Below are 11,059 nucleotides of genomic sequence, written 5' to 3' on the forward strand. Positions count from 1 at the left end.
GTGACCCTGATTCATGGCTTTTCGGCGTTTTATCGAAGTACTGTTTTCTGGCCGATCATCTCTTTGTTAGCACTGCTTTTGGTCAATGTGGTTATTGACCCCTCATTTCTGACGATAGAAATTAAAGGGGGGCATCTATTCGGTAGTTTGATTGATATTGCAAACCGCGCAGCTCCGATTGCTTTGTTGGCGCTTGGCATGACGCTCGTTGTTGCGACAGGAGGTATTGATTTATCTGTCGGAGCCATTGTTGCAATCGCAGGGTCTGTCAGTGCGTACCTTATTTCCGTATCAGGTATAGAGTCTGTATTTGGCGTTATTTTCATTACCCTTTTTGTGTCCTGTATTGCTGGGATATGGAATGGCTTCCTTGTGACCTTTATTGGCATTCAGCCAATTATCGCAACGCTCATATTGATGGTAGCTGGCAGAGGGGTTGCGCAGTTAATCACTGATGGTCGCGTGCTGACTTTTAATTTCCCGTCTTTTGAGTTTATTGGGAATGGCTATGTGCTGGGTGTACCCACACCCATTTTGATCGTGCTGGGTATGTATGGTCTCACCGCTTGGTTGATGAGAGCGACTTCTTTGGGTTTGTTTATTGCTTCGGTAGGGGCGAACCCAAAAGCCAGCTATTACCTGGGTATGAATGAGAAGTTCACCAAGATGTTCGTTTATGTCTTTTGCGGTTTATGTGCCGGCCTGGCAGGGATGATTTTGGCGGCAGACATTAAAGGTGCAGATGCGAACAACGCTGGCTTATGGTCCGAGCTAGATGCCATTCTGGCTGTGGTGATCGGCGGTACTGCACTTATTGGTGGAACCTTTCACTTATGGTCAACTTTGGTAGGGGTGTTGTTACTCCAAACGATCACCACCACCATCCTAACTAATGGTATTCCAGCGCAGTTTACCTTCGTGATTAAGTCTGTGGTGGTCGTAGTAGTGATGCTTTTCCTGTCTGCAAAATTCAGGCGTTCTATTCAAGCGGCATTAATAAAAGGAAAGAAAAATGCAGGCTAAGTTTTTACCGCTTATTGCGACCATTATTGTTTTTGTCGCACTGTATGCCTTTGGTGGTGTCATGTTTGATGCTTTCTTTTCAATGAGAGTATTTAGTAATCTATTTAATGACAACGCATTCCTCATTGTTGCAGCTATTGGTCTGACTCTGGTTATTATTTCTGGAGGTATTGATTTATCTGTTGGGGCTATGATTGCCTGTGTAGGCGTATCGGTTGCAGTTATGATAGAGCATTTCCATTTTCCGCCGCTACTAGCGTTTTCGGTTGTATTGGTATGTGCGACGTTATTTGGGAGTTTAATGGGTTATCTCATCGCTAATTTTGATTTGCCTCCATTTATTGTCACTCTAGCGGGTATGTTCTTTCTGCGTGGTTTAGCTTTGGTTATTAGTTTAGAATCGGTACCTATTAATCACAATTTTTATGACAGTATTAGTGAATTTTATATACAGCTTCCTGGATACGGCTCTATTACTGTCAGTAGCTTAATACTCCTATTTGTCATCATGGTTTTTAGTGTCGTGGCACATTACACGCCATTTGGTCGAAATATTTACGCAATAGGAGGAAGCGAAAATTCTTCAGTATTGTTGGGTATTCCAGTGCGACAAACGAAAGTGATGGTTTATGCAACCAGTAGCTTCCTAGCTGCCTTAGCCGGTATTTTATTCACGTTTTATACATTCTCGGGCTATGCACTATCGGCCATGGGATTAGAGCTTGATGCTATTGCATCTGCCGTTATAGGTGGAACATTACTTTCCGGAGGTGTTGGCTATATTATAGGTACGTTATTCGGTGTGTTAATACAGGGGACTATACAAACAATTATTATATTTGATGGTACGCTTAACTCATGGTGGACAAAAATAATTATAGGTGTGATTTTGTTTGTCTTTATTTTTATGCAGAAAATCATTGCATCCAATACATTCACCGGGATGCTGAAAAAAGTCCGGTCATAGGGACAGCATTGTCGCTTTGAAAGCGAGCGGGGCCCAGGATAAGTAGTATGAGAAAAGTGATCGCTGTCGACACGAGTAAGCTGTTACCAACAAAGCTCAGACTAGCAGTGCTTTTAGACCCTTATTTTCCATCGCATGCCAGAATTATAAAAGGAATTAGCCAATATCTCATGCGTGAGGAAATTGAAGTTGATGTGGTTTTAGGTAATGAAGTCAACCAGCAATCTCCCGACATAGAAGATATTTGGTTCGATGGAATCATTGCAAACTATGCGGATCCTCTTCAAGTCAGGGCGTTTGAAAGAAGTAAACTGCCTATTGTTGCAGTGTTAGAGCAATCGGAGTCAATGCTTCAATCTTTCAATGCTGTCTCTGTCGGTATTAATGCTGGAGCTTGTTTAGATATGGCTGCGGACACGCTATTATCTTCAGGAGTTAAGAGCATAGGCTGTTTTGAAATACTTGAAGATACGCGTTACCAAACTTACAAAAGTAGGGTTCACGCTTTTAATGTACTAAGCCAACGATTAAGTCTGACAATGCAATCTTTTTGCGGAGTGCTTACGAACTTTCAAACATGGAAGGTGGAAAACCAGCGACTCATTGATTGGATCAACTCACTACCAAAGCCCTGTGGAATTATTGTATTGAATGAATCGAGAGCAAGAATGGTCGTTGATGCATGTCTATCTATCGGGTATTTAATCCCTGAAGAGGTTTCTATTATTACATTTAGTGAAAGTGAGATGGAATACTCTTTCAACAAAAGGGCAGTGACTTCAATTAAAATTCCGTTACTTTCAGTTGGAGAGCTTTGTTGTGAGTTACTAATTCGTAAAATAAATAGAGAAAGGTGTCCAAATAAAAATAATCTTATCTCCCCTACAGGAGTTATATATGGAGACACGACAAATATCGATGTTAGTGTTGATCCTATAGTCTTACAGGTGAACTCCTTTATTAGGGAAAACTTCAAGAAAGGTATAAAAGTTCAACAGGTTGTAGACAGTACAGGGTACTCTAGAACATTGATTGAGAGACGTTATAAAGAAGCTATGGGCTACTCAATACACAAAGCACTCCATGATGCAAAATTAGAATATGCCCAGAAGCTACTTATTAGTACTAATTTATCTGTCGGCGAGATCGCAAAATTATCCGGCTACTCTTCAGAAGAATACCTCTATCGTATTTTTAGAACAGAGGTAAATATGACACCTGTTGACTATAGAGAAAAATGGAAATAGTTGGGAATTTTTCAGATTAGAATGATATTACTTAGTTGAGTTATATTGGTTTAGTATGAAATTATTAATTTCACTTAAAGCCACGATGGAGTGAGAATATGTATTTATCAAGGTACAAGTCAAATCTTCCTACTAGCTCTATTTTGATTTTTTATTTAATTCTTATTTTTAGTAAAGAGGTATATGCAAAAAAAATATATATCGAAATTGAAAGGAGTTCTAAGGGCAAGTATTTCCAGACTGCTAAAAAAGCAACCGATATTGACAGGGAAATAGACTTTATTAGCCATGACTCTTGTAAACTTGGTAAACCATTAGACCTCTGGCCTGAATCTGGGGAAAATCAACGATGGTTACTTGAAGGCAATGGAAACAATAACGTTTATATTAAGGCAGATACCGGATGCTCCGAAAACCTTGAGCGTTGGATATCCCATGCTGGTACTTGTGAATCTGATTTTGTTGACCTTTGGCATTCGGCTGGCGTAAACCAAGAATTTGAGTTGGTTGATGCACCCTCTATAAGAGACCGTGGTGAGAGTGGTGAATTCCGTTATCAAGATGGAAAAATGGTCTGTTTGAAGGCAGCCTCCAAAGGGAAAAATGCAACAGATTGCCCTCGTTTTATCTCGTACGGTGAAGATAAACAGATTTCACTCTCTACACGATGTGATGAAAATAGTGCGTTTAGGCTGCTGGATGAAAACTCTCCTAAAACTTGCGAGTACCGTGCACTGAGTTTTAATGCGGAGGGTAACAAAGTAGATTTGTGGAAAGCGTTTGGTGAGAACCAGACATTCTCTTTGCATAAACTGAGTGACGGTCTGTATCGTATTGCTGCGTTGTTAGACGAACAGGAATCAGCAAACAATCCTTATCTTAGCTATTCGCTTGACCCTGATGATACTTCACTGGGACTCAGTTATGACGCTGGTGAGAATACTGTGTTCAGTTTTGCTCTCGAGAGTGGCGTCTTGGCTCCAGCTAAGTTGGCGAATGGATATCTCATTGCTTACAACAGGAATGACTCTTCTCAAAGATATGTCTCAGCAACTGGAGACTGCGGAGACGGCGGACTTTCACTTCAGTCAGCGCATGAAGCAGATAAATTAAACATTTTTACTCATGAGCGGGCAAAATTTAGGCAAGGCATTGCGGTTAACACGTTATTGAAGCCAATCACCAACGAGGAAGGGGTGGCTGAATATCCCCATTGTCCCGATCCCTTCATTATCGATTCTGGCGAAAGCTACTATCTCACATGTGCCAGCTATAATGGCATCAAACTCTATAAAACAGAAGAGTTGACTAACGCTCTGGGATATGAAGACGTAGGTTGGATGGTCCCAGAGTATTTCTATGGAAAAAACTTCGGTAGGTCTCCGGAATTCACCTATCCCTATAATGGCACAATAGACGACGAAAATAGGCATTGGGCTAATTGCCAACAGCGTTGGGCCAGTGAGACCATCAAGTTAGGTGATGATGACTATATGTTGATGTTTTCGTCTCCTGAAGCTAAACGGTGTGCACCCATAGAAGCAGAGCATGATCAGCGTTATATCTACATTGGTCGACATCGGATAGGTGTTGTTTTCTCTCAGGAGGGATTAGCGCCTAATAAATTTGAGTATGTTTCTGACTTTACGATTGATTTAGGGAACTATCATTCTGGCGAAATTGATCCAAATGTATATCAGGAAAATGGCAAGTTTTACCTAACGTGGAAACAGGAAAACAACCATTGTTTTGATCCAGCAACCTTGAACCACCAATATGGTGATGAGAAGGACTGTGGGGGAAGTGATGGCAATGAGGCAAGTAGAGAAACAGCTATTATGATGCAGGAAATCACCATAGATGTTGAAAATCGTGTGGTTTCAGTCGTTGATGGAACTCGAAAGGCTCTACTCAGATCAGGGCATAATCTATGGGAAGACTCCTGGATTGCTAATGGCTCACTTATCGAGGGGCCGGAGATAATCAAGCATGGTGGGTATTACTATTTGTTCTATGCGTCAGGCCGCTTTTGTACAGAGTCATATGCGCAAAATGTAGCTCGCTCTCGCAATCTATATGGGCCATATGAAACACACTCAGTCCCATTTTTACATTCGGCTTTGCTGCCAAAAGATGCTAACCGAGGTAAGAAACTTCTTAAAGGCCCAGGTCATGCTGGTTTTGTTCAAGATAGAGAGACGGGTGACTGGTATACCGTGTTTCATGCATCAGATGACGATTTGAGCTGTACAACTGTTAGTGCTGTTTCACAGTTAAACATTCATGCCGAAAGACGCAGGGCATACATGGGGAAGCTGTCTTGGAAAAATGGATGGCCGAAGGTGCAAGGAAAGGATTTCATCCACTGATTTTCTCTTAATCAGAAAAGCTACCATGGCCGTATCATTCCAGTTGAAGCTCAGTCGTCAGCCTCTCCCATTTTGGGGTAGGGGAATTTGATATGGCCAATGCGAATTATAAATACTGTTACGGCCAGAATAAGACCTGCAACAGACACTGTGATTATTCTCCAATCATCCATATTCTTCATATCCAGTATGAGGTATCTTGCGAGTGCGACGATCGCAATGTAAAGCGGCATTCTGACCGGTACTTTTCCGGATTCGAAAAAGAAATGTACCATGGCTAGAACTTCTAGATATATGAACATCAGCAGAAGGTCTCCCACTGAAACTGTTCGGTTAATTGCAACAATATAAATTTCTTCACCGATAGCGTAGATTGTTGCAATAACAATCAGCCACAAGACAAGCTTTTCCATCAAATGGATGACTTTTCTTGCGCTTCGATTCTTTGGCATATGACTAAATCCTTTGCAAATAGGCAGTCTAACGAGAACGTTGAAGGATAATGCGTTTTATATGAGAAAATACATCCATCAAAAATGATGGATGTGAATGTATGGTGAAGAGTCAGTTAAATTCGGTATTTAACGTATTGATAGTAGGTAGTTCAAGGCACCACGCACCGCGGCAACCTGTGCATCATTGCACTCATCATTAGTCACTTTTGGACTGTCCGGGTACACTTCAGTAGTTGTCCCATATTGGCAGTTGGTGAAACCACTGCATAGACCTAGCTTCTTGGTTGGATAGTTAATCACACCTTCCTGCTCAAGCGGCGCACCAATTATGTTGCCTTGGTCATCAGCAGGTGCAATATGGGTTACTTTTCGCACTTCGTTGATAATAGCCGTCTGGAATTCAGTGTTTGGCATGTCGGTGTCACCAACCAAGTAGAAGCCATCCGGCACGATGTCTTCTTCGTATTCTTTTCCGTCACGTGCAGCCAAAGCTGGGCGGAACTCAGATTCGTCGGTATCTGTGGTTTCGTGCAGATCAATATGGGTGAAGATTTTCAAGCCCAGTCCTTTTACCCATTCCATGACATTTTTCGCCTCTTCTGACGGGCTGTTCTCATAGAATGAACGGTTTGGATCGACAGCTTGTGGATTCCATCGGTTGATGGTTTCGTAACCCCAAGGACTCACACAAGGTGCGACTACCAGATTGAAATACTCGGTGTAATTTTGTGCTTCTATATCCAGAAACTTCAGTGCACCATGAACACCGCTGGTTTCGTAGCCGTGAACGCCACCTGTGATCAGAATGGTGGGTTTGGAAGCGTCGATATTGCGACTACAAATACCAAACTGAGGATAACGGGCCACGTTGTAAGAGAGTGCTCCATATTGCTCAATATCAAAACGATTTTTCAGCGCTTCGATTTTAGTTACCACTTCTTCTTGATAACTACGTTTGATACTGACGGTATTCAGCCACTGGGACTTTTCTTCCTTACCCCAAGGCTGACCTGGCGTACCGATCGGATATGTGTTTGACATGCTTTTACTGTCCTTTTGCTTTAAATCCAAACAACTTGAGCCTTCAATCGTCAGGTTGTTTCGAGGTATTGGTTGATATTAGCTGTGATACTTCATCGGGTAACTAAAATTGCGAGCGTCTTTTGCAGTTGTTGATTCTTCACTCATTATCCGAGACAAGGAAATTCTCCAACCTATCTGAAAGCCATGCAGTCAGGGCACCACCACGTGCATCCATGGCGGTGATTTCGCCATAAGGTTGCCATTGCATCGCGTTTGAATGGCGCATCACCTGCAATGTTCCACTACGAAGATACTTCCTTAACAGCATAGAAGGTACGTTTGACCAACCTGAACCGTCTAATACTGCATCGCGGAGGTGCTCATAAAACGGCAATGCGATGTAATGCGGAGAGATTGGATCCAGCGCTTTTAGGCCCTCATCATCGACGTAAGCTAGGGTGATTTCGGTGTAGCGTTCCAGATCCGCTCGTTGTATACGCTTCATCGACGCTAGCGGGTGATCTTTTCGTACCACTGACATCATGCGTACCTGGCCGAGCTTTTTCGAGTTGATCCGTCCAAATGCGCGGGTTTCAGGCAGCAAGCCAAACGCCACATCCACCATGTTTTCATCAACCATTTCGTAGAGCTCTGGCGGCGGTGCCACGTAAATTGAAACGCTGGAATCCGGAAATTGCTGCTGGATTTCGCGCATGGTGGAGCGCCAGAAAGATTCTGGCAGAGCGTCGTCTCTGCCGATGCGAAGGGCCGATTCTATGCCGCTTTCGAATTGGCGGCATTTGGCTTCAATATCCAACGCAGCTTGTAACATGCGTTCGCAATCATCATGCACCATGCGGCCCACATCTGTGAGTTTCACGCTATTACCAGAGCGGGCAAGTAATTCCACCCCTAAACTGTCTTCTAAGGCATTGATTGCAGCACTCACCGTCGTACGGCTTTTATCAAGCTCTCGCGCGGCGCCGGCAATCGACCCTTCTTCTACCGCAGTTAAAAACATTTCAATTTGGCTACTACGCATAGCGGCATACCGTTTCATCGATCTTGTAGTAAACGATTCTACGCCTAAATATTTCAGAGAAAAGATCAGGTGACGAAAAAGTTGTCGCTCAGTAACTCCTGGATTTTATCAAAAGCGGTTATTGTGTTTCCAGAGCGTTAAGGAATACCCAAATTACCTCATATAAACGGCTCTTTTAGGCCGAAATTCAATGCGCTAAATGATAAGAGGTGGTTTGGTTATTCTCGCTACTGTCAAAATTTTTGTCACTTGTGGGGATTTATGTCTTGTGAATATACGAAAGAACGTAACTTACTGAAATTTTCTACCTTTGCCTGTTTATGTTTCGCGGCAATGGGTATCGGCCTGGGGATCTGGGCGGGATCCATGGTTATCGTGTTTGACGGCGCTTACTCTCTTGTAAGTTTGGTTCTCTCTCTGATGGCGCTGGCAGCAACTATGTACATTCGTAAGCCTGTGAACAAATCAGGCAAAACAGAACAGCCAGTCTCAGCGCGTAAAGCTGCAGTGATTGAATCGCTGGTGGTACTGACTAAAGGCCTGGTGGTGGGCATTGTTTGTCTGGTGTCTTTCGCTTCTGCTATGCAGGCCATGTTCGACGGTGGTCGTGAAGTGAACGCGGGTTTTGCATTGGTATTTGGCGTGATCAACGTGGTGGGTTGTCTGGCAACCTACATGGCGGTTCGTAAGCAATCTGGTAAACGTCCTTCAGCGATTCTGAAAGCAGAATCAAGCCAATGGCTGATGGACACAGTGATCAGTGCTGCCGTGTTGTTGGGTTTCTTGGTCGCAGCAGGTTTGATGATGAGCGGTCTGGAAGAATATGCGGTGTATGCCGACCCAATGATGGTGATTCTGGCTTCGGTTTACTTCGCGACCGTACCGGTGAAAATGATCAGCGAGTCTTCGAAGAAGCTGATGACTATCCACCAAGAATCTATCAGAGAAAAAGGTGAGGGTATCCTTGCTTGACTCATGAATGAATAGTTTGAACAAAGAGCAGCTTAGGCTGCTCTTTTTTGTGGAAATTTAAGCTTGAAAACACTGCCTTTCCCTAATTCTGAAGAGACACTCAGATCTCCCCGAATCATCGTCGTAATCCCTTGCGCTAAATCCACCTCAAAGCCGAACTTAGGTCGAAGCTCAGCAATTTTGGTCATGTTTTATTTTTTGTTTCAGGATACTTTGGTCTGACAGGTTTGCTTGGCAAATGGCAGACTCAGAATGACACCGAACATGGACGAAACGGCAAATAGAACTAAGATGCATCACTTAACGGAAAAACTGGAAAGAGCGCGCGAATTTATTGAGCTCAACCTTGATAGTGACATTGATTTGGACGCGCTCTCAGGCGTCGCGTGCTTATCGAAGTTCCACTTTCATCGTCAGTTTTCCATCCGCTATGGCGTTAACGTTGCCACGTATGTCAGGCTGCTTCGCCTGAAAAAAGCCTCCTACCAACTGGTTTATCGGCCTGATATCTCCGTGACTGATATTGCGCTCGATTGTAGTTACGAAAACAGTGAATCTTTCTCCCGCGCGTTCAGGAAAGTCTTTGGTGTTTCCCCCTCTGCTTTCCGGCAGGCTCCAGACTGGGCGTCGTGGGAAACCCATTTTGATGCCATAGTGCGGGTGAGAAATGAAGTGTATGTGAATCGGACTGACTTTGAGGTAGAGATTGTGGATGTCCCAAGCATCACAATTGCTGCCATGGAGCACCGAGATTCTCCTAACCGACTTGGTGCAACAGTGGGGGAGTTTATTGAGTGGCGACGTGCCAATCATTGTCCTCCATCGAAGTATCGTACCTTCAATTTGGTTTTTGATGACCCTGATGCGGTAACCGACTCTTCTTTTCGCTTTGACATTGGGTGTGAGCTCCCTGAAAAAGCGGATCTATCCGACCCACGCATCAAAGTGAAAACCATTGAAGGCGGCCGATGCGCCAAGATCCGCTTTGTGGGTAGCACGGATGCCATTGGTGTCGCTGTTCGCTACCTGTATTCTCCATGGCAGGAGCAATCGGGTGAGAAGCTTCGTGATTTTCCGGTGTTTTTCGAGCGGATCAATTTGTTCCCTGAAGTGCCGGAACGCGAAATGATCACTGACATTTACCTGCCAATACTGTGATGGGGATGGAGAAGCTTTTGGGTCACGCCCGGCTGGGTATATCGAGCTTCATCAAAACCTATCTTGCTGCGTTCCTTGTTGTCACCGTGAAAGGGGAGATGTTCGTATTATCACTGCGTATTTGGTCTGATGAACCACTGACGTTTCGGGGAAACGGACTATGGCACGTGAATTTTGTGCTGGCGCTTTTCTTCACTCTTTTTTATTACGTCAATCCAAACCCTTGAGTTACCTCGCGTAAGTAGATTTATTTCAACAGGTTAATTCTGGTAGGAGCGCGAAGGGCTACAGAAAACGTTAGTATGGGGGTTGTGAAATAAATCCATGGATGAGATGTAATGAATAGCCTTAAACTGAAAATCCCTCCTGTCATTGTTGTTGCGCTGGCACTTGCATTGATGAAGATCATTTCCCTGTTTACCCCTGCCAGCGAGTGGCTGGTTTCCCTTCCTTCTGGGTTGCCGTTGTTATTTTTGGCTATTGGCGCGTTTGTTGCTGTGAGCGGTGTGGTCGAGTTTCGTCGTCATAAAACCACGGTAAACCCTTTACTGACGACGGAGGCTACCGCGCTTGTTTCCGGAGGCATATACAAAATCACCCGAAACCCTATGTACCTTGGTATGTTGCTGGCACTGGTTGGTGGCGTTTTCTATTGGGCGAATCTGTTCGCTGCGTTGGGTTGTTTAGCGTTTGTGTTTTACATGAACCGTTTTCAGATTGAGCCGGAAGAAGAATACCTGACGGGTCAATTCCCAGATGCTTTTCCTGAATACATGACCAAGGTAAGACGCTGGATTTAACCG

12 protein-coding genes are annotated in these 11,059 nt (G+C 43.9%); 8 read left to right on the top strand and 4 right to left on the bottom strand.

The features are described from left to right. The 4 genes from VP504_RS22890 to VP504_RS22905 all read left to right on the top strand — a co-directional run bounded on the left by VP504_RS22890 (position 1) and on the right by VP504_RS22905 (position 5,606). The gene (locus VP504_RS22890) at positions 1 to 1,023 is read left to right on the top strand and encodes an ABC transporter permease (RefSeq protein ID WP_325894355.1); all 1,023 of its coding nucleotides are present in this window, start codon (positions 1 to 3) and stop codon (positions 1,021 to 1,023) included. Next, the gene (gene yjfF, locus VP504_RS22895; RefSeq protein WP_325894356.1) at positions 1,013 to 1,990 is read left to right on the top strand and encodes a galactofuranose ABC transporter, permease protein YjfF; all 978 of its coding nucleotides are present in this window, start codon (positions 1,013 to 1,015) and stop codon (positions 1,988 to 1,990) included. Before VP504_RS22890 ends, yjfF begins: the two co-directional genes overlap by 11 nt. Before the next feature lie 47 nt (positions 1,991 to 2,037). Next, positions 2,038 to 3,237: an AraC family transcriptional regulator gene (locus VP504_RS22900; protein ID WP_325894357.1), complete on the top strand. Its 1,200-nt coding sequence runs from the start codon at positions 2,038 to 2,040 to the stop codon at positions 3,235 to 3,237. 98 nt (positions 3,238 to 3,335) lie between these two features. Beyond that, the gene (locus VP504_RS22905) at positions 3,336 to 5,606 is read left to right on the top strand and encodes a family 43 glycosylhydrolase (protein WP_325894358.1); all 2,271 of its coding nucleotides are present in this window, start codon (positions 3,336 to 3,338) and stop codon (positions 5,604 to 5,606) included. A gap of 50 nt (positions 5,607 to 5,656) precedes the next feature. On the opposite strand, the gene VP504_RS22910 is transcribed toward VP504_RS22905, so the two are convergent. The 3 genes from VP504_RS22910 to VP504_RS22920 all read right to left on the bottom strand — a co-directional run bounded on the left by VP504_RS22910 (position 5,657) and on the right by VP504_RS22920 (position 8,126). Next, positions 5,657 to 6,058: a phosphate-starvation-inducible protein PsiE gene (locus VP504_RS22910; protein WP_325894359.1), complete on the bottom strand. Its 402-nt coding sequence runs from the start codon at positions 6,056 to 6,058 to the stop codon at positions 5,657 to 5,659. Between the two features lie 129 nt (positions 6,059 to 6,187). Next, a complete protein-coding gene (locus VP504_RS22915) occupies positions 6,188 to 7,102 on the bottom strand; it encodes a M14 family metallopeptidase (protein ID WP_325894360.1) in 915 nt (304 codons plus the stop codon). Between the two features lie 139 nt (positions 7,103 to 7,241). Continuing rightward, complete coding sequence (locus VP504_RS22920) at positions 7,242 to 8,126, bottom strand: LysR family transcriptional regulator (protein ID WP_325894361.1); 885 nt, start codon at positions 8,124 to 8,126, stop codon at positions 7,242 to 7,244. 261 nt (positions 8,127 to 8,387) lie between these two features. Between VP504_RS22920 and VP504_RS22925 the strand changes: the two genes are divergently transcribed. After that, positions 8,388 to 9,098, top strand: coding sequence for a cation transporter (locus VP504_RS22925; protein WP_325894362.1), 711 nt, complete (start codon positions 8,388 to 8,390; stop codon positions 9,096 to 9,098). 32 nt (positions 9,099 to 9,130) lie between these two features. Here the strand turns inward: VP504_RS22925 and VP504_RS22930 are convergent, their stop codons facing one another. Further along, the gene (locus VP504_RS22930) at positions 9,131 to 9,286 is read right to left on the bottom strand and encodes a hypothetical protein (protein WP_325894363.1); all 156 of its coding nucleotides are present in this window, start codon (positions 9,284 to 9,286) and stop codon (positions 9,131 to 9,133) included. Between the two features lie 64 nt (positions 9,287 to 9,350). On the opposite strand from VP504_RS22930, the gene VP504_RS22935 reads away from it, so the two are divergent. From VP504_RS22935 to VP504_RS22945, 3 genes are all read left to right on the top strand, one after another. After that, the gene (locus VP504_RS22935; protein WP_325894364.1) at positions 9,351 to 10,256 is read left to right on the top strand and encodes an AraC family transcriptional regulator; all 906 of its coding nucleotides are present in this window, start codon (positions 9,351 to 9,353) and stop codon (positions 10,254 to 10,256) included. Between the two features lie 17 nt (positions 10,257 to 10,273). Then, complete coding sequence (locus tag VP504_RS22940) at positions 10,274 to 10,483, top strand: hypothetical protein (RefSeq protein ID WP_325894365.1); 210 nt, start codon at positions 10,274 to 10,276, stop codon at positions 10,481 to 10,483. A gap of 111 nt (positions 10,484 to 10,594) precedes the next feature. Further along, positions 10,595 to 11,056, top strand: coding sequence for a methyltransferase family protein (locus VP504_RS22945; RefSeq protein ID WP_325894366.1), 462 nt, complete (start codon positions 10,595 to 10,597; stop codon positions 11,054 to 11,056). Positions 11,057 to 11,059: the final 3 nt, after the last annotated feature.

Origin of the sequence: Grimontia sp. NTOU-MAR1 (assembly GCF_035758505.1) — a bacterium.
Classification (GTDB): domain Bacteria; phylum Pseudomonadota; class Gammaproteobacteria; order Enterobacterales; family Vibrionaceae; genus Enterovibrio; species Enterovibrio marinus.

Excerpts from the sequence above, each read along its gene's own strand:
- VP504_RS22915 (WP_325894360.1), bottom strand. The coding sequence starts at position 7,102 with ATGTCAAACACATATCCGATCGGTACGCCAGGTCAGCCTTGGGGTAAG.
- VP504_RS22925 (WP_325894362.1), top strand. The coding sequence starts at position 8,388 with ATGTCTTGTGAATATACGAAAGAACGTAACTTACTGAAATTTTCTACC.
- VP504_RS22920 (WP_325894361.1), bottom strand. The coding sequence starts at position 8,126 with ATGCGTAGTAGCCAAATTGAAATGTTTTTAACTGCGGTAGAAGAAGGG.
- VP504_RS22945 (WP_325894366.1), top strand. The coding sequence starts at position 10,595 with ATGAATAGCCTTAAACTGAAAATCCCTCCTGTCATTGTTGTTGCGCTG.
- VP504_RS22900 (WP_325894357.1), top strand. The coding sequence starts at position 2,038 with ATGAGAAAAGTGATCGCTGTCGACACGAGTAAGCTGTTACCAACAAAG.
- VP504_RS22930 (WP_325894363.1), bottom strand. The coding sequence starts at position 9,286 with ATGACCAAAATTGCTGAGCTTCGACCTAAGTTCGGCTTTGAGGTGGAT.
- VP504_RS22910 (WP_325894359.1), bottom strand. The coding sequence starts at position 6,058 with ATGCCAAAGAATCGAAGCGCAAGAAAAGTCATCCATTTGATGGAAAAG.
- yjfF (WP_325894356.1), top strand. The coding sequence starts at position 1,013 with ATGCAGGCTAAGTTTTTACCGCTTATTGCGACCATTATTGTTTTTGTC.
- VP504_RS22935 (WP_325894364.1), top strand. The coding sequence starts at position 9,351 with ATGACACCGAACATGGACGAAACGGCAAATAGAACTAAGATGCATCAC.
- VP504_RS22905 (WP_325894358.1), top strand. The coding sequence starts at position 3,336 with ATGTATTTATCAAGGTACAAGTCAAATCTTCCTACTAGCTCTATTTTG.